The sequence below is a fragment of the Amycolatopsis pretoriensis genome, assembly GCF_900107925.1.
In the GTDB taxonomy this organism is placed as follows: domain Bacteria; phylum Actinomycetota; class Actinomycetes; order Mycobacteriales; family Pseudonocardiaceae; genus Amycolatopsis; species Amycolatopsis pretoriensis.
In genome coordinates, this window is sequence record NZ_FNUJ01000007.1 from 488355 (window position 1) to 505982 (window position 17628).

Genomic DNA, 17628 nt, shown 5'->3' on the forward strand with positions numbered 1-17628 from the left:
GCCAGCCATGAGTGAGCCCATTCTCGAGATCAAGGGCCTGAACAAGAGCTTCGGCCCCGTCCACGTCCTCCACGACGTGGACTTCGACGTGCGTGCCGGGGAAGTGACCGCCCTGGTCGGCGACAACGGCGCCGGCAAGTCGACCCTCGTCAAGTGCATCGCCGGCATCCACCCGTACGACTCGGGGGCCGTGCGGTTCAACGGTCAGGACGCCCACATCCGCGGTCCGAAGGACGCGGCCGACCTCGGCATCGAGGTCGTCTACCAGGACCTCGCGCTCGCCGACAACCTCGACATCGTGCAGAACATGTTCCTCGGCCGCGAGCGCGGGAGCAGCTGGAAGCTGGACGAAGCCAGCATGGAGAAGGCCGCCCGCGAGACGCTGGCCTCCCTCTCGGTCCGGACGGTCAAGTCCGTCCGCACGCCGGTCTCCTCGCTGTCCGGTGGTCAGCGCCAGACCGTCGCCATCGCGAAGTCGGTGCTGTGGAACAGCAAGGTCGTCGTGCTCGACGAGCCGACCGCCGCGCTGGGCGTCGCGCAGACCCGGCAGGTGCTCGACCTGGTCCGCCGGCTCGCCGAGCAGGGCCTGGGTGTGGTGCTGATCAGCCACAACATGGCCGACGTGTTCGAGGTCGCCGACCGCATCGCCGTGCTGTACCTCGGGCGGCTCGTCTCCGAGGTGCACACCAAGGACGTCACCCACGGCCAGGTCGTGGAACTGATCACCGCCGGTCGCTCCGGTGACCTCGGCCTGGCCCGGCCCGAAGCCGTGGTCCTGTGAGCGGGAAGAAAGAACCGGAAATGACTGAAACCCCTGCCAAGAACGAGGTCGGCACCCCGGCCGACGCGCTCGCGCAGACCCAGACCTCGTCCGCGGCGATCACCGACTTCGGCATCGACACGACATCGATGTCAACCGGCGAAGCCGTCCGCGACTACTTCGCGCGCCTGCGTGCGGGTGAGCTCGGCGCGCTGCCGTCGCTGTTCGGCCTGCTCGTGCTCGTCATCCTGTTCAGCGCGCTGTCGGACAACTTCCTGACCCTCGCGAACATCGCCAACGTCTTCCCGCAGGGCGCGGGCGTGATCATCATCGCGATGGGCATCGTCTTCGTCCTGCTGCTCGGGGAGATCGACCTCGCCGCCGGTGTGGCCTCGGGCACCGCCGCGTCGGTGATGGCCCTGCACTACGTGCACGCGGGCAACCTGCTGGGCTCCATGGGCTCCGGCGTCTTCATCACGTTCATCGCGGTCCTCGCCGTGGCCATGCTGCTGTCGGCCTACCAGCGGATCTGGGCCGGCGCCGCGTTGTCGCTGGTCGGGTTGCTGATCGTCGCGATCGGCGTCCCCGCCAACGCCTGGCTCGAGATCCTGCTGGCCATCTGCGTCGGCACCGCGATCGGCTGCATCACCGGCTTCCTCGTGTCGAAGATCGGCATGCCGTCCTTCGTCGTGACGCTGGCGCTGTTCATCGTGTGGCAGGGCGTCCTGCTGCAGTTCATCGGTGAGGGCGGCACGATCGGCATCACGAACTCGGACGTGCTGTACAAGATCGCCAACGGCAACCTGAACATCCTGGGCAGCTGGATCTTCTTCCTCGTCGCGGCCGGCGGCTTCGCCGTGGTCACGCTGCTCAGCCACTTCCGGCGGCTCCAGCGCGGCCTGGTCGTGCAGCCGACGGCGCTGGTGATGATCAAGGTCGGCGCGCTCGTCGTGCTGTCCGCGATCGGCACCTGGCTGCTGACGATCAACCGCTCGCCGAACAAGACCGTCGTCACGATCGAGGGCGTCCCGTACGTCATCCCGATCATGCTGGTGCTGCTGGTGGCCGGGACCTACGTGCTCAACCGGACCAAGTACGGCCGGTTCGTCTACGCGGTCGGCGGCAACAAGGAAGCCGCCCGCCGCGCCGGTATCGACGTGCCGAAGATCCGCGCGAGCGTGTTCGTCATCGGCTCGGCGGTCGCGGCCATCGGCGGCATCGTCGCCGCGTCGAAGGTCGGCTCGGTCAGCCCGCAGTCCGGTGGCCTCAACACGCTGCTGTTCGCGGTGGGTTCGGCCGTCATCGGCGGCACGTCGCTGTTCGGCGGCAAGGGCCGGGTGTCCGACGCGGTCGTCGGTGGCCTGGTGATCGCCGTGGTCATTAACGGGCTCGGCCTGCTCAAGCAGCCGGCCGCGGTGGTCAACATCGTCACCGGTCTGGTCCTGTTGCTCGCCGCCACGGTCGACGCGCTGTCCCGGCGCCGCGCGGCTGCGTCGACTCGCTGAACCAGCATGGGATGATCAAGCCCGTGTCCAGCTCACCCGTTGCCAGACCTGACGAGGTGCGCCGGCACAACCGCACGACCCTGCTCCGCCTGCTGCACGTCGGCGGGCCGAGCACCCGGGCGACCCTGGCCGCCGAGCTGGGGCTCAACCGGAGCACGATCAAGACCCTCGTCGACGGGCTCGCCGAAGCCGGTGTCGTCGAGGAGAAGGTGCCGAGGCCGGGACGAGGGGCGGGCCGCCCCTCGCTCCTGGTCCTGCCCCAGCCGCACGCGGCGGTCGTGCTCGCGGTCGACCTGCAGGTCGAGCACGTCGCGATCGCGCTGGTCGGGCTGGGCGGCCAGATCCTGGGCCGCAACAGCTGGAACCTGCGGGGCCGGATGGGGCAGCCCGACGAGGTCATCACGCACGTCATCGAGTCGACGGCCATCCTGGCCGGCGACCTCGACGTGACCCCGGTGGCGGCCGGGGTGTCGGTGCCCGGCGTCATCCGGCGGGCCGACGGGTACGTGCACGAGGCGCCGAACCTGCGCTGGACCGACGTCGCGCTCGGCGAGCGGCTCGGCGGGGTGCTGCAGATCCCGATCCTGGTCGGCAACGACGCCGAGTTCGGCGCGGTCGCCGAGCACCTGCGCGGGGCGGCCCGCGGGGCGTCCGACATCGTGTACATCTCGGCGGACGTCGGGGTCGGCGGCGGTGTCATCGCCGAAGGCTCGGCGCTGCGCGGCGGCTCGGGGTACGTCGGCGAGATCGGGCACATGGTGATCCGCCCGGACGGCCGGCCCTGCTACTGCGGCAGCAGCGGCTGCTGGGAGACCGAGGTCGGCGAGGCGGCGCTGTGCCGGGCCCTCGGGCTGCCGGAGGACACCCCGCGTGGGGCGATCCTGTTCGAGCTGCGCGAGCTGGGCCGCGACCCGGAGGCGGCGCTGACGCGGCTGGCGGAGTTCGCCGAGTGGCTGACGCTGGGGCTGATCAACGTCGTCAACCTGCTCGGGCCGCAGCTGGTGATCCTCGGCGACCTGCTGACGGTGCTGCCGGAGGCGGTGCTGAGGCACGTCGGCGCGGAGGTCCGGCGGCGCAGTCTGGTCAGCCGGGCGGTCGGTGGCACCCGGATCGTGAGTTCCGCGTTGGGAGCCGATGTGAAGCTGCTCGGCGCCGCGGAAGTGGCGTTCGAAGTCGTGCTGGATTCTGTCTGATTTTCTGTCCGCTTTCGTGTCCGTAATCACTGCGGATCGGTGTCTTGCCGTGATATCGGCCACGCAGTTTGCAAGATGCAGAAAGGCGGCCGGCGCCTGTGCGCACCGGCCGCCTTTCGCGTCTGGGTCGTTACCGCTGGATGTCGGCGGACAGTTCCTTGAGCTTGGCCTCGTGCTCGCGGGCGTGGTGCCCGCAGAAGAGCAGTTCGCCACCTCCGGAGAGGATGGCTCGTACCTGAGCTGCAGCTCCGCACCGGTCACAGCGGTCGGCGGCGGTCAGTTCGGGGCGGGTGAGCGTCGGCGATGTCATGGGGGTCTCCCTCCGTCCCGGCACCGGTCGCCCGGTGCCATCGATCCAGCTACGCCCACTTCGGGACTGATGCCGGTGGCTACGATCGCCTCCGGCTCCGCGGTGTTCGTGCTTCCACTCTTGCAGACGTTTCGCGGCCCGCAAGTGTTCCCGCGCCGGTGGGACCTGAGTCACGCCGATTTACCCCGGATGTCGTAGCCGCGTCCCGCAATGCAGGAGACGAATACCCGGAGAGTTACGTTTTCCGTGGTCAGGCACCATGAGGTGGTGAGCACGGTGACTTCGCCGCGACGGCATTCCGCGGTACCCGCGCCGCTCTTGTTCGTTCTCAGCGGAATTTCGATGTACGCGGGAGCGGCCATCGCGGTCGACCTGTTCGGACACGCGACCCCGGCGGGGGTGGCGTGGCTCCGGTGCCTCGGGGCAGCGGTGGTCCTGCTGGCGTGGCGCCGCCCGGGCCGGGCGGCGTGGCGCGGCCGCGGGCTGTGGCTGGCGATCGTGTTCGGCGTGGTGACGGCGGGCATGAACGTGCTCTTCTACGAGGCGATCGCCCGCCTCCCGCTGGGCACGGTGGTGGCGATGGAGTTCGCCGGCCCGGTCCTGGTGGCGGCGTTCGGTTCCCGGTCGCTGCGGGACGTGCTGGCGGTGGTCCTGGTGGCGGCCGGGGTGGTGGCGATCGCGGACGTCCAGCTGTCGGGATCGGTCGCGGGAGTGCTGTTCGGACTGGGCGCGGCGGCGGCTTGGGCGGGGTACATCGTGCTGGGGAAGCGGGTGGCCACGTCGTCTTCGTCGGGCTTGGACAGTCTGGCGATCGGCTTCACGGCGGCGACGGTGGTGCTGTCGCCGCTGGCCTTCGGGACGGGTGCGGTGTGGTCTTCGCCACGGATGCTGCTGCTGGGGGTCGGAGTCGGGGTGTTGTCGACGGTGGTGCCGTACGCGTTGGACCAGGTCGTGCTGCGGCGGCTGGGACAGGGGCGGTTCGCGGTGCTGTTGGCGTTGCTGCCGGTCACGGCGGGGGTGATGGGGTTCGTGTTGCTGGGGCAGGTGCCGTCGGTGCCGGAGGCCGTGGGGACGGCGGCGGTGGTCGTAGGGGTGGCGTTGCGGAGCCGGGACGGGGCGGTGCCGGAGCCACCGGGCTGACGCGGGCCGGACCTCATGAACGACTCGTTCATGTCGTGGGACGCGGTGAACGACTCTTTCATGCCGTCGGCGCCGGCCGGCGGGCTCGCTCGACGCCCTGGACGGCCGTCCGAAGGCCGCGGTCGCGACCTTCACGTCGCTGCCGCAGCCGCCGGTGAACCGCGCGACTCCCACTTCGCCGGGACGCTGGTGAGCTGAACGGGTCGTTCATGACGTGGGGCGGCAGGGGCCCGGCAAAGTCGCGCCGGCTCGCCTCGCGGCGGCGCAGGCGTAGTCGGTCGCCCACCGGCCGGCCACTGAGACTGGACCGGTTGCCCACAGGCCGGCCGTGATGTGGACAACCAGGCCCGTCCGGCCGCGGGGCCTGGTTGCGTGGGTGGGTTGCGTTCGACCTCGTGCGACGGCACCGGAGGCTTCGGGGCCTTACAAGCGCACCGAGGGAGGCGTGGCCGAGTCCGGGTCGCCACCGAGGCTGTTGCCCCGCCCCATGGGAACGAGCGTCGCGAATGACCCATTGGGGACCTCGGAGGTCCCGAATGTGCCTTTCGTTGCTGTTGCTGCTGCCGCCGCTGCTGCCGCTGCTGCCGCCGCTGCTGCTGCCGCTGCCGCTGCCGCTGCCGCTGCTGCGCAGCCGAGGCCGATTGCCCACAGGCCGGCCGTGATGTGGACAACCAGACCCGCCCAGCCCCGAACCGCGGCTTTTCGTCCGACCCCGCCGATACGCTGGACAAGGGCACGCCCCCCAGGGAAGGGCGGGGTGTGTCGGCGGACCGGATCGTGATGGCCGCCACCGTCGGTGACCGGGATACTTACCCCGGGCGGCACGGAAGCAGGTGACCATGACCAAAGCGGCGTCGGCGGCGGCGAAGGACTTCGCGGCCGCCGGAGTGGGCGGGGTCCACCTCGCCTGGGCCGACAACAACGGCATCCCTCGCTCGCGGATCGTCCCCATCGCCGGTCTCGCCGAGGCCGCCACCCGGGGTGTCGGGGCCACCTCGCTCTTCGCCGTCTTCGACAGCCATGACGCCATCACCTACGCACACCCGGGGCTCGCTACCCCGAGCGGGGACATCCGGCTCGTGCCCGTCGTCGAGCGGTTGCGGCGGCTTGCCGGGCAGCCCGCGCTCGCCTGGGCGCCCGCTCGGCAGGTCACCCAGGACGGTGCGCCTTGGCCGTACTGCCAGCGGGCCGTCCTCGAAGCGCAGGTCGCCGAAGGTGCGCGCCGCGGGTTGGAGTTCCGGGCCGGCTACGAGCTCGAGTTCGCCGTCGCGCCCGCAGGCAGCGCCGGTGTCACCGAGAACCCCGGGCACCCCGGGCCCGCCTACAGCCCGCACGCCCTCATCGGCCTCGATGGGTTCGTCGCCGCCCTCCTGCACGACTTCGCCGCCAACGGCCTGCGGATCGGGCAGCTGCACGCCGAGTACGGCGTCGCGCAGCTCGAACTTTCCCTCGCCGCGACCGATCCGGTCTCCGCCGCCGACGACCAGCTGCTGGCCCGGCAGACCATCCACGCCGCCGCCCGGACGCACGGCCTCGTCGCCAGCTTCGCGCCGCTGGTCGGGCTCGGCGCCGCCGGCAACGGCTGGCACCTGCACACCTCCGTGCGGCGCAGAGGCCGCAACCTCCTCGAGACCGGCGGCGACGGCAAACCGGACGACGACGGCTACCTCGCCGGGCTCCTGCGCGACCTCCCGGCCCTGACCGCGATCACCGCGCCGAGCGTCCCGTCGACCCTGCGGCTGCGCCCCGGTTACTTCGCGGGCGCGTACGCCTTCTGGGGCGTCGAGAACCGCGAAGCGCCGCTGAGGTACGTGCCGGGCTCGCCGCTGCTCGGCGCCGACCACGCGAACGTCGAGCTCAAGACGTCCGACGCGTCCGCCAACCCCTACCTCGCGCTGGCCGTCGTGCTCGCCGCCGGGATGGCCGGCCTCGAGGACGCGGCCGCGTTGCCCGAGCCGATCGCCGATGACCCGGGTGGCTGGACCGAAGGCGAACGCGAAACGCGCGGCGTGCGCCGGCTGCCGGCCGACACCGCCGAACAGGACGCCGCGCTGCTCGCCTCACCGCGGATCGCCGGCGTGCTCGGCGAGGAGCTCCTGGGCGCCTTCCGCGCGGTCCGGGCGTCGGACGCGGCGTGGGCGGCCGAGCGGAGCGTCGAAGAGATCGTCGCCGCACACCTGTGGCGCTATTGAGGACCGGAAAAGGAAGTCGCTGAGGGGATCGATGTCTTCGGGGATCGACGGCGGGCAGCTCGACCTGTCCGGGGTGCGGTGGCTGCCGGGCGGGGCCCGGCTGGCCGCGGTGGCCCAGGCGGAGCTGCCCCAGAAGGACGGCTTGGCCGCGGCGTTCTGCGGCCTCGCGGCGCTGCGCGCGGCCGGGCTCGACGTGCCCGACCAGGACGCCGTCGCGGTGGCCGCGGGCACGGTCCGGGGGCCGGTCGTGCGCCCGCCGGGCGAGGCGGGGCGGCCGGGCTTCCGGCTGCCCGTGCCGCAGGTCGACGACCCGGCCGCGGCGGGAACGCGCGTCTCCGGGCTGGCCACGGCGATCGGCGCGCTGTCGGGCGGGGCCCTCGCGACCGTGCCGGTGACGGGGGAGTGGACCACCGAGACGCTCTTCGACCTGCTGACCGGCCTGTGGGACGTCCCGCGCGTCGCGGTGCTCGCCCGGATCGACGCCGCCGAGCTCGGCGCCCACGACACCCCGGAACGCGCGCTGCTCGACTACCTCGACACCGGCGTCCCGCCACTGTGGACGTCGCGCTGGCGGCCGCCCGGCGGCCACTTCGTGCTCGTGGCCGGGATCCGGATCGGCGCCGAAGGCACCCTTTTGTCCATTGTGGACACTTATCCGTCGTTCGGGGACAACGGGATCCACGACCAGCCCGTCGAGTGGGTGACGGCGGCGCTGGCCGGGCTGGGCGTGCTGGTGGTCGTCGACGCGGACCAGGTGGCCGTGACGCGCGAGGCGGTCCGCGTCGCCGGCCTCAGTCCGTCCTACTGGGACTGACTTCCGCGTCGCCCGCGAAGCGGGAATGCCTGCGGCCGTAGGCGAAGTAGATCACCAGGCCGATCAGCAGCCACACGGCGAACCGGATCCAGGTCAGCACGTTCAGGTTGAGCATCAGGTAGAAGCACGCCAGCGCGGCGAGCGCCGGGACCACCGGGGAGAACGGCACCCGGAACGGCCGGTCGAGGTCGGGCCGGCGGCGGCGCAGCACCGGGACCGCCACCGCCACGATGATCATCGCCGAGAGCGCGCCGATGCTGACCATGTCGGCCAGCTCGGAGATCGGGATGAACGCCGCCAGCACCGCGATCAGCGCGGCGCCGCCGATGGTCATCCGGTGCGGCGTGCCCCACTTCGGGTGCGCGGTGCCGAGCGCCTTCGGCAGCAGGCCGTCGCGGCCCATCGCGAAGCCGATCCGGCCGATCGTCACCAGCTCGACCATCATCACCGACGTCAGGCCGGTCACCGCGCCGAGCGAGATGAGCGCGCCGACCCAGTGCTGGCCGACCTTGTCGAACGCGTCGGCCAGCGGCGCGCCGGTGTCGATGTCGGTGAACGGGATCATGCCGGTCAGCACGATGGAGACGCCGATGTAGAGCAGCGCGCACACGCCGAGCGCGCCGAGGATGCCGACCCGGAGGTCCTTCTTCGGGTTCAGCGTCTCCTCGCCGAGGTTCGCGAGCGCCTCGAAACCGGTGTAGGCGAAGAAGACGATCGCGGCGGCGGTGACCATCCCGGCGATGCCGTAGACCGACTGCTCCAGGCCGAGCGCGGCCTGCACGATCGGCTGCTCCAGCACCGTCGACCCGTTCGCGGGCGGCTGGGCGGGCGGGATGAACGGCGTCAGGTTCGCGCCCTTGACGAAGAACAGGCCGACCGCCAGCACCAGCACGCACACGGCGACCTTCACGCACACGAGCAGGTTGGTCAGCCAGGCCGACTCCTTGATGCCCAGCACGGCGACGACGGTCAGCACGGCGATGATCAGCACCGCGCCGACGTTGACCTTCGCGTCCTCGCCGAACCACTCCGGCGACAGCCCGAGCAGGTTGGCCAGGTAGCCGGACCAGCCGCGCGACACCACGGCGGCGCCGAGCGCGAACTCCAGCAGCAGGTCCCAGCCGATGATCCAGGCGAAGACCTCGCCGAGGGTGGCGAAGGCGTAGGTGTAGGCGCTCCCGGCCGTCGGCACGCTGGAGGCGAGTTCGGCGTAGCAGAGCGCCGCGAAGCCGGCGACGACCGCGCCGAGCACGAACGACAGCGTCACCGACGGCCCGGCGTGGGTCTTCGCCTCGACACCCGCGAGGGTGAAGATGCCGGTGCCGATGATGATCCCGACGCCGAACCCGACCAGGTCGCGGCCGCGCAGCCGCCGCTTGAGCTCCCCGGAGTCCTGGCGCTTCAGGACTTCGTCCACGTTCAAGGTTCTCCGCACGCCCATGGGGAGAAGTTAGAAGGTCACGCTCCTTTCCGCAGCGTGGCCGCGGAGTGACATACCCCGTGCGGATGGCGGGATCGGCCCGGCACCGGAATGCTGGTGCCGTGCCCGACGAGATCCCCGCCCGCAGCGCCCTGCACCAGCTCGCCGACCGCTACGGCGTCGCCACCCGGTACGAGAACGCCGACCAGGTCTGGGTCGAGGTCGAAGACGACGTCGTCGTCGCCGTTCTCGGGCAGTTCGGGGTCGACGCCACCAGCGACGACGCCATCGCCCGGGCACTCGACGCGCGCGAAACCCCCGGAAAGCTGCCCCCGACGATCGTCGTGAAGGAAGGCAGTACGCGGAGCCTCGGGACCAACGCCGAGATCTTCCTCGAAGACGGCGGCCGGCGGGTCACCGCCGGCGAGCTGCCCGGGGACCTGCCGCTCGGCTGGCACCGGGTCGTCACCGCCGACCAGGACGTCGTGCTCGCCGTCGTGCCCGCGAAGCTGCCGGACGTCCCGCCCGCCTGGGGCTGGATGCTGCAGCTCTACGCGCTGCACTCGGCCGGCTCGTGGGGCATCGGCGACTACGCCGACCTCGCCACCTTCGCCGCCCGCTCGGCCTCGGAACTCGACGCCGGCGTGCTGCTGGTCAACCCCGTCCAGGCCTTCAGCCCCGCCCACCCCGTCGAACGGTCGCCCTACTCGCCCGCGAGCCGCCGCTTCGCCAACCCGATCTACCTGCGCGTCGCCGCCACCGAGACCTACGCGCGGGCCGATGCCGCGACGCGGGAGGCCGTGGACTCCCTGGCCCCGGACGGCGAGGGCGAACTGATCGACTACGACGGCGTCTGGACGGCCAAGCGGGCCGCGCTCGAGCTGCTCTGGCCGCACCGCGTCGAGGAGCTGCCCGAGGACCGGGATCTGCGGGACTTCGCGCTCTTCTGCGCCCTGGCCGAGCAGCACGGCGCCGACTGGCGGGACTGGCCGGAGCCCCTGCGCGACCCGGCCGCCCCCGAAGTCGAGAAGGCCCGCGAAGAGCTGAAGGAACGCGTCGGCTTCCACACGTGGCTGCAGCACCTCTGCCGGGAGCAGCTGGAGGCCGCCCGCAAGGCGGCGAAAGACGCCGGGATGACCGTCGGGATCGTGCACGACCTGCCCGTCGGCGTGCACCCCGGCGGGGCCGACACCTGGGCGGTGCGGGACGTCTTCGCCGCCGACGTCCGCGTCGGCGCGCCGCCGGACGCGTTCAACCAGCAGGGCCAGGACTGGAACCTGCCGCCGTGGCGGCCGGACAAGCTGGCCGAGGCCGGGTACGCGCCCTTCCGGGACGTCATCCGCGGCGTGCTGCGCTACGCCGACGGCATCCGCGTCGACCACATCGCCGGGCTCTGGCGGCTGTGGTGGATCCCGCCGGGCGAGCCCGCGCACCGCGGCACGTACGTCCACTACGACGCCGAGGCCATGGTCGGCGTGCTCGCGCTCGAGGCGCACCGGGCCGGCGCGGTCGTCGTGGGGGAGGACCTCGGCACGGTCGAGGAGACCGTCACCGAGACCATGCACGAGCGCGGCATGCTCAGCTCGGCCGTGCTGTGGTTCGAACGCGACTGGGACGCGCCGGGCAAGCCGTTCACGCGTCCGGACACCTGGGACCCGGAGGCCATGGCCAGCATCTCGACGCACGACCTGCCGACGGTCTCCGGCTGGCTGCGAGGCGAGCACGTCCGGGTCCGGGCCGAGCTTGGCCTGCTGGACCGCGGGGTCGAAGCGGAGGAAGAAGCGGCCGCCGCCGAACGCCAGGCCCTGCGGGAACTCCTTGCCCGCGAAGGCATCCCGGCCGACGACCTGGTCGTCGCCCTGCACACCTTGCTCGCGCGGGCCGCGTCCCGGCTGGTGCTGACGTCGCCGGCCGACGTCGCGGGCCAGGTGCGGCAGCCGAATCTGCCCGGGACGGTCGACCAGTACCCTAACTGGCGGATTCCCCTTCCCGTCAGCGTCGACGGCTTCTTCACCGCGAAGGGGGTGCGCGCCGCGGTGGCGCCGCTGGCAGCGGCGCGTCCGTTGCCCGGGTAACGGGTACCCCACGGCGTACGACCCCCGCAGTGATGCGCGTCCGCGAGCGCGGACGCGCCCGGCACAACCCTGTGAAAGTTCGAGGAGACCCCAGTGCGGCCCTGGCCCGGAACGCCCTACCCGCTCGGCGCGACCTACGACGGAGTCGGGACGAACTTCGCCCTGTTCTCCGAGGTCGCCGAGCGCGTCGAACTGTGCCTGTTCGACGCCGAGGGCGAGGAGACGCGCTACGCGCTCGAAGAGGTGGACGGCTTCGTCCACCACGGCTACCTGCTCAACGTCGGCCCGGGACAGCGGTACGGCTTCCGGGTGCACGGCCCGTACGACCCCGCCCGCGGCCTGCGCTGCAACCCGAACAAGCTGCTCATCGACCCGTACGCGAAGGCCGTCTCGCACGGCGTGAAGTGGGACGAGTCGCTCTTCGGCTACCAGTTCGCCAACCCGGAGGAGCGCAACGACGACGACTCCGCCGGCCGCGTGCCGTACTCGCTGGTCGCCAACCCGTTCTTCGACTGGGGCAACGACCGCCAGCCGAAGCGGCCGTACAACGAGACGGTCATCTACGAAGCCCACGTCAAGGGCATGACGGTGAACCACCCGTTCGTGCCGGAGGCGCTGCGCGGCACATACGCCGGGATGGCGCACCCCGCCGTCGTCGAGCACCTGCAGAAGCTCGGCGTGACGGCGGTGGAGCTGCTGCCGGTGCACCAGTTCGTCTCCGACCACGGGCTGGAGGAGAAGGGCCTCACGAACTACTGGGGCTACAACACGATCGGCTACTTCGCCCCGCACGACTCCTACGCCGCGATGCCCGGCGAGGGCGGCCAGGTCCAGGAGTTCAAGGGGATGGTGAAGGCCTTCCACGAGGCCGGCATCGAAGTGATCCTCGACGTGGTTTACAACCACACCGCCGAGGGCAACCACCTCGGGCCGACGCTGTCGATGCGGGGCATCGACAACGAGGCCTACTACCGGCTGGTGGAGGGGGAGCCCGAGTACTACATGGACTACACCGGCACCGGGAACTCCCTCAACGTGCGCAACCCGCACACGCTGCAGCTGATCATGGACTCGCTGCGGTACTGGGTGACGGAGATGCACGTCGACGGCTTCCGCTTCGACCTCGCCTCCGCGCTGGCGCGCGAGTTCTACGACGTCGACCGGCTGTCCACGTTCTTCGACCTGGTGCAGCAGGACCCGATCGTGAGCCAGGTGAAGCTGATCGCCGAGCCGTGGGACGTCGGTCCCGGTGGCTACCAGGTCGGCAACTTCCCGCCGTTGTGGACGGAGTGGAACGGGCAGTACCGCGACACCGTCCGCGACTTCTGGCGCGGCGAGCCCTCGACGCTGGGGGAGTTCGCGAGCCGGATCACCGGTTCGTCCGACCTCTACCAGGACGACGGCCGCCGCCCGTTCGCGTCGATCAACTTCGTCACCGCCCACGACGGCTTCACGCTGCGGGACCTGGTGTCCTACAACGAAAAGCACAACGAAGCCAACGGCGAGGACGGCCGCGACGGCGCCGACGACAACCGGTCGTGGAACTGCGGCGTCGAGGGCGAGACCGACGACCCCGAGGTCAACGAGCTGCGCGTCAGGCAGCAGCGCAACATGCTGGCCACGGTGATGCTGTCGCAGGGCGTGCCGATGATCCTGCACGGCGACGAGTTCGGCCGGACCCAGCAGGGCAACAACAACGTCTACTGCCAGGACTCAGAACTGTCCTGGATGGACTGGGAGCTGGCCACCGAGCACGCCGACCTCGTCCGGTTCACCGGCGGGCTGGGCGCGTTCCGGCACCGCCACCCGGTGTTCCGCCGCCGCCGGTTCTTCCAGGGCGGCCCGGTCGGCAAGGGCGACAAGCTCGGCGACATCGCCTGGTTCACCCCGGCCGGCGAGGAGATGACCGAGCAGAACTGGGACGACGGCTTCGGCAAGGCGGTCGTCGTCTTCCTCAACGGCCAGGCCATCCCGGACCTCGACCCGCGCGGGATGCACGTCGAGGACGACTCGTTCCTGCTCGCGTTCAACGCGCACTACGAGGACATCGACGCCAAGCTGCCGGGCAACGGCTACGGCCAGGCCTGGACCGTCGTCGTCGACACGGCGACCGGCGAGGTCGAGCCGCGCGACGCGGCACCCATCGAAGGCGGCGGCCAGTTCACCCTGCCCGCCCGGTCCCTGATCGTGCTGCAGCGGACGGAGACGGAGTCCGAATGACCGTGCCGGAGTCGACCTACCGGGTGCAGCTGCGCCCGGAGTTCTCCTTCAGCGACGCGGCCGGCGTCGCCGGCTACCTGCGCGAGCTGGGCATCGGCGCGCTGTACGCCTCGCCGGTGCTGGACGCCGCGCCCGGCTCGACCCACGGCTACGACGTCGTCGACCCGACGCGCGCGCGGCCGGAGCTGGGCGGCGAGTCGGCGCGGCAGGAGCTGAGCACGCTGCTGAAGGAGCTCGGGCTCGGCTTCGTGGTCGACATCGTGCCGAACCACATGTCGGTCGAGGTGCCGAAGGCCAACCAGTGGTGGTGGGACGTGCTGAAGCACGGGCGCGACTCCGCGCACGCGTCCTACTTCGACATCGACTGGGAGCGCGGCCCGCTGCTGCTGCCGGTGCTCGGCGAAGACGACGCGGTCTCGGAGCTGACCGTCGACGGCGACGAGCTGGCCTACTACGACCACCGCTTCCCGATCGCGCCCGGCACCGAAGGCGGGACCCCGCAAGAGGTCCACGAGCGCCAGCACTACCGGCTGATCGGCTGGCGGCGCGGCAACGCGGAGCTGGGCTACCGGCGGTTCTTCGACATCACGAACCTGGCCGCGGTCCGCGTCGAGGACCCGACGGTCTTCGCCGCGACGCACGGCGAAGTGCTGCGCTGGGTCGCCGACGGCGACGTCACCGGCCTGCGCGTCGACCACCCGGACGGCCTCGCCGACCCGGGCGGCTACTTCCGGCGGCTGCGGGAGAACGCGCCGAACGCGTGGATCGTCGCGGAGAAGATCCTGCACCCCGGCGAGCCGCTGCCGCAGAGCTGGCCGGTCGACGGCACCACCGGCTACGACGCCCTGCGCGAGATCGCCGGCGTTTTCATCGACCCGGCGGGCGAGCCCGGCTTCACCGAACTGGCGACCGAACTGGGCGTGAAGACCGGCTACCACCGCGTCGAGGCCGAGGCCCGGCGCCTGGTCACCGACCGCATCCTCGTCGCCGAGGTCCGGCGGATCGCCGCGCTGCTGCGCGGGATCGACCAGGACGCCGCGCGCGAGGCCGTCGCCGAGACCATGATCGCCTTCCCCGTCTACCGCTCGTACCTGCCCGAAGGCGCGGCGCACTGGGAGGCCGCGATCGCCGGGGCCCGCCAGGCGCGCCCCGACCTGGGCGCCGCGCTGGACACGCTCGACGCGCAGGTCCGCGCCGAGCCGGAGAGCGAGCTGGCCACCCGGCTCCAGCAGACGTCCGGCATGGTCGTGGCCAAGGGCACCGAGGACACGACGTTCTACCGCTACACGCGCTTCGCCGCGCTCAACGAGGTCGGCGGCAACCCGGACCGGTTCGGCCTGGACGTCGAGGAGTTCCACCGCCTGGCGGCCGAGCGCGAGGCCGGGCACCCGGCCGCGATGACGACGCTGACCACCCACGACACCAAGCGCTCGGAGGACACCCGCGCGCGGATGGCCGTGCTGGCCGAGCTGCCCGGGGAGTTCGCCGACGCCGTCCGCCGCTGGACCGTGCGCCGCGCGATCGCCGAGCCGGCGCTCAACCTGCTCGCCTGGCAGACGCTCATGTCGACCTGGCCGATCGAGCCGGCCCGCCTGCGCGACTACCTCGACAAGGCGGCCAAGGAGTCCAAGCTCCGGACCAGCTGGACCGACCACGACGAGACGTTCGAAGCCGACGTCGCCGCGTGGCCGGAAGACGTCATGGGCGACGCCGAACTGGCGGCGGACATCGAAGCGTTCGTCGCGCGGATCGAGCAGCCCGGCTACGCGAACTCGCTCGGCCAGAAGCTCGTCCAGCTGACCGCGCCCGGCGTCCCCGACGTCTACCAGGGCACCGAGCTGTGGGACTTCTCGCTGGTCGACCCGGACAACCGCCGTCCGGTCGACTACGCGGTCCGCCGCGAGCTCCTGACCCGGATCGCCGACGGCGAACAGCCGGCGATCGACTCCTCCGGCGCGGCGAAACTCCTGGTCGTGCACAAGGCGCTGCGGTTGCGCCGGGAGCACCCGGGCCTGTTCCGCGGCTACCGGCCGCTGCGGGCCGAGGGGCCGGCGGCCGAGCACGTGCTGGCCTTCACGAGGTCCGCGGACCTGGCCATCGCGGTCACCCGGCTGCCGGTCGGCCTCGACACGGCCGGCGGCTGGCGCGACACGGTGCTGCCGCTGCCCGACGGCGTCTGGACCGACGTCCTGACCGGCCGTGAGGCGAGCTCGGACGCGGCCACCCTGTTCGGCCGGTACCCCGTCGCGTTGCTGGTGCGAGGAGACGCATGAGGTTCAGGGTGTGGGCCCCGTCCGCCGGCCGGGTCCGGGTGAGCGTCGATGCCGGCGTGCACGAGATGACCGCCGGTGACGGCGGCTGGTGGCACGCCGAAGCCGACGGCATCAACTACGCCTTCCTGCTGGACGACTCCGACGACCGCCTGCCGGACCCGCGGTCGCGGTGGCAACCCCACGGCGTCCACCAGGAGTCGCGCGTCTACGACCACGCCGCGTTCGAGTGGACGGACGACGCCTGGCACGGCCGCCAGCTGCCCGGCGGCGTCCTCTACGAGCTGCACGTCGGCACGTTCACCGAGGGCGGCACCTTCGACGCGGCGATCGACCGGCTCGACCACCTCGTCGACCTCGGCATCACCCACGTCGAGCTGCTGCCGGTCAACTCCTTCGACGGCACCGCGGGCTGGGGCTACGACGGCGTCCTGTGGGGCGCGGTCCACGAGCCCTACGGCGGGCCCGACGGCTTCAAGCGGTTCGTCGACGCGGCGCACGCGCGCGGGCTGGCCGTCGTGCTCGACGTCGTCTACAACCACCTCGGGCCGTCGGGGGCCTACCTCGACCGGTTCGGGCCGTACTTCGCCGGGCAGAACGACTGGGGTCCCGGCCTCAACCTCGACGGCGCCGGCTCCGACGAGGTCCGCCGGTACGTGATCGACAACGCGCTGAGCTGGTTCCGCGACTTCCACGTCGACGCGCTGCGCCTGGACGCGGTGCACGCGCTGCTCGACCGGCGCGCGGTCCACCTGCTCGAACAGCTCGCCACCGAGACCGAAGCGCTGTCGGCGGCGCTGAACCGGCCGCTCACGCTGATCGCCGAGTCCGACCTGAACGACCCGCGGCTGGTGACGCCCCGCGAGCGCGGCGGCTACGGCCTGCACGCCCAGTGGTCGGACGACTTCCACCACGCGCTGCACGTCAAGCTCACCGGCGAGACGTCCGGTTATTACACGGACTTCGCCGCGCAGGACGCCGTCGAGCGGGTCCTGCGCGAGGTGTTCTTCCACGCCGGGACCTGGTCGTCGTTCCGCGAGCGGACCCACGGCCGCCCGGTCGACACGCGGACCGTGCCGGGCCACCGCTTCCTCGCCTACCTGCAGAACCACGACCAGATCGGCAACCGCGCGACCGGCGACCGGCTGTCGGCGACGGTCTCACGGGACCGGCTGGCCTGCGGCGCGGCGATCCTGTTCTGCTCGCCGTTCACGCCGATGGTCTTCATGGGGGAGGAGTGGGCGGCGAGCACGCCGTGGCAGTTCTTCGCCTCCTTCCCGGACCCGGAGCTGGCCGAGGCCGTCCGCACGGGCCGCCGTCGCGAGTTCGCCCGGCACGGCTGGGGCGAGTCCGAGGTGCCCGACCCGATGGACCCGGCGACGGTCGAACGCTCGCGGCTCGACTGGACCGAGGCCGGCCGGCCCGGTCACCGGGAGGTGCTGGACCTGCACCGGGCGTTGATCCGGCTGCGCCGCGACCACCCCGAGCTGGCCGACCCTCGGGTCGACGACCTGCGGATCGACGCCGCGCCGGACGGCTCCTGGCTCGTGCTGCACCGCGGCGCGCTGCGGCTGGCCGTCAACTTCGGCGAAGGCCCGGTCACGCTCCCGCTCGGGGCCACGACGACCAAGCTGGCCTGGGCGGAAGCCACTGTGGACGGGGGCGCCGCGCAGCTGCCGCCGGACACCTTCGTCGTCGTCGGAACGGCGGCGGCCCGGTAACCGTCCCG

General features: G+C 71.8%; 13 protein-coding genes. 11 read left to right on the forward strand and 2 right to left on the reverse strand.

Translation table 11 applies throughout. The annotated features are described in order from the left end of the window. The first annotated feature begins 7 nt into the window (after positions 1–7). Genes BLV96_RS32200 through BLV96_RS32210 form a run of 3 tightly spaced genes read left to right on the forward strand, consistent with a single transcriptional unit; the run spans position 8 to position 3458 of the window. A complete protein-coding gene (locus BLV96_RS32200; protein WP_086674398.1) occupies positions 8–781 on the forward strand; it encodes an ATP-binding cassette domain-containing protein in 774 nt (257 codons plus the stop codon). Positions 782–801: 20 nt separating this feature from the next. Then, positions 802–2265: a sugar ABC transporter permease gene (locus BLV96_RS32205; protein WP_086674400.1), complete on the forward strand. Its 1464-nt coding sequence runs from the start codon at positions 802–804 to the stop codon at positions 2263–2265. An 11-nt stretch (positions 2266–2276) separates the two neighbouring features. Then, positions 2277–3458: an ROK family transcriptional regulator gene (locus BLV96_RS32210; protein WP_086674397.1), complete on the forward strand. Its 1182-nt coding sequence runs from the start codon at positions 2277–2279 to the stop codon at positions 3456–3458. Between the two features lie 130 nt (positions 3459–3588). Here BLV96_RS32210 and BLV96_RS32215 read toward each other — a convergent pair whose 3' ends face one another. After that, positions 3589–3768, reverse strand: coding sequence for a DUF7455 domain-containing protein (locus tag BLV96_RS32215; RefSeq protein WP_086674396.1), 180 nt, complete (start codon positions 3766–3768; stop codon positions 3589–3591). A 342-nt stretch (positions 3769–4110) separates the two neighbouring features. Between BLV96_RS32215 and BLV96_RS32220 the strand changes: the two genes are divergently transcribed. From BLV96_RS32220 to BLV96_RS32235, 4 genes are all read left to right on the forward strand, one after another. Then, complete coding sequence (locus BLV96_RS32220) at positions 4111–4908, forward strand: EamA family transporter (protein WP_086674395.1); 798 nt, start codon at positions 4111–4113, stop codon at positions 4906–4908. 536 nt (positions 4909–5444) lie between these two features. Then, positions 5445–5570 carry a hypothetical protein gene (locus BLV96_RS51305; RefSeq protein WP_279627560.1) on the forward strand — a complete coding sequence of 42 codons (126 nt, stop codon included), beginning with the start codon at positions 5445–5447 and terminating at the stop codon, positions 5568–5570. A gap of 177 nt (positions 5571–5747) precedes the next feature. Beyond that, positions 5748–7100, forward strand: a complete 1353-nt coding sequence (locus BLV96_RS32230) for a type I glutamate--ammonia ligase (protein WP_167379802.1) — start codon at positions 5748–5750, stop codon at positions 7098–7100. Positions 7101–7131: 31 nt separating this feature from the next. Beyond that, positions 7132–7914 carry a DUF6885 family protein gene (locus BLV96_RS32235; protein WP_086674392.1) on the forward strand — a complete coding sequence of 261 codons (783 nt, stop codon included), beginning with the start codon at positions 7132–7134 and terminating at the stop codon, positions 7912–7914. Here BLV96_RS32235 and BLV96_RS32240 read toward each other — a convergent pair. After that, positions 7892–9331: an amino acid permease gene (locus BLV96_RS32240; protein ID WP_086674399.1), complete on the reverse strand. Its 1440-nt coding sequence runs from the start codon at positions 9329–9331 to the stop codon at positions 7892–7894. The genes BLV96_RS32235 and BLV96_RS32240 overlap by 23 nt on opposite strands. A gap of 125 nt (positions 9332–9456) precedes the next feature. Between BLV96_RS32240 and malQ the strand changes: the two genes are divergently transcribed. The 4 genes from malQ (at position 9457) to treZ (ending at position 17620) form a co-directional block, all read left to right on the forward strand. Continuing rightward, a complete protein-coding gene (gene malQ / locus BLV96_RS32245) occupies positions 9457–11409 on the forward strand; it encodes a 4-alpha-glucanotransferase (RefSeq protein ID WP_086674391.1) in 1953 nt (650 codons plus the stop codon). Between the two features lie 93 nt (positions 11410–11502). Beyond that, a complete protein-coding gene (glgX, locus tag BLV96_RS32250; protein ID WP_091389812.1) occupies positions 11503–13629 on the forward strand; it encodes a glycogen debranching protein GlgX in 2127 nt (708 codons plus the stop codon). Continuing rightward, the gene (gene treY, locus BLV96_RS32255) at positions 13626–15902 is read left to right on the forward strand and encodes a malto-oligosyltrehalose synthase (RefSeq protein ID WP_086674389.1); all 2277 of its coding nucleotides are present in this window, start codon (positions 13626–13628) and stop codon (positions 15900–15902) included. Before glgX ends, treY begins: the two co-directional genes overlap by 4 nt. After that, positions 15899–17620 (forward strand): malto-oligosyltrehalose trehalohydrolase, encoded by a 1722-nt coding sequence (gene treZ / locus BLV96_RS32260; RefSeq protein ID WP_091389815.1) that lies wholly within the window; start codon positions 15899–15901, stop codon positions 17618–17620. Before treY ends, treZ begins: the two co-directional genes overlap by 4 nt. Positions 17621–17628: the final 8 nt, after the last annotated feature.

Coding starts and splice junctions, on each gene's coding strand:
- BLV96_RS32200 (WP_086674398.1), top strand. CDS start 8: ATGAGTGAGCCCATTCTCGAGATCAAGGGCCTGAACAAGAGCTTCGGC.
- BLV96_RS32205 (WP_086674400.1), top strand. CDS start 802: ATGACTGAAACCCCTGCCAAGAACGAGGTCGGCACCCCGGCCGACGCG.
- BLV96_RS32210 (WP_086674397.1), top strand. CDS start 2,277: ATGATCAAGCCCGTGTCCAGCTCACCCGTTGCCAGACCTGACGAGGTG.
- BLV96_RS32215 (WP_086674396.1), bottom strand. CDS start 3,768: ATGACATCGCCGACGCTCACCCGCCCCGAACTGACCGCCGCCGACCGC.
- BLV96_RS32220 (WP_086674395.1), top strand. CDS start 4,111: ATGTACGCGGGAGCGGCCATCGCGGTCGACCTGTTCGGACACGCGACC.
- BLV96_RS51305 (WP_279627560.1), top strand. CDS start 5,445: ATGTGCCTTTCGTTGCTGTTGCTGCTGCCGCCGCTGCTGCCGCTGCTG.
- BLV96_RS32230 (WP_167379802.1), top strand. CDS start 5,748: ATGACCAAAGCGGCGTCGGCGGCGGCGAAGGACTTCGCGGCCGCCGGA.
- BLV96_RS32235 (WP_086674392.1), top strand. CDS start 7,132: ATGTCTTCGGGGATCGACGGCGGGCAGCTCGACCTGTCCGGGGTGCGG.
- treY (WP_086674389.1), top strand. CDS start 13,626: ATGACCGTGCCGGAGTCGACCTACCGGGTGCAGCTGCGCCCGGAGTTC.
- treZ (WP_091389815.1), top strand. CDS start 15,899: ATGAGGTTCAGGGTGTGGGCCCCGTCCGCCGGCCGGGTCCGGGTGAGC.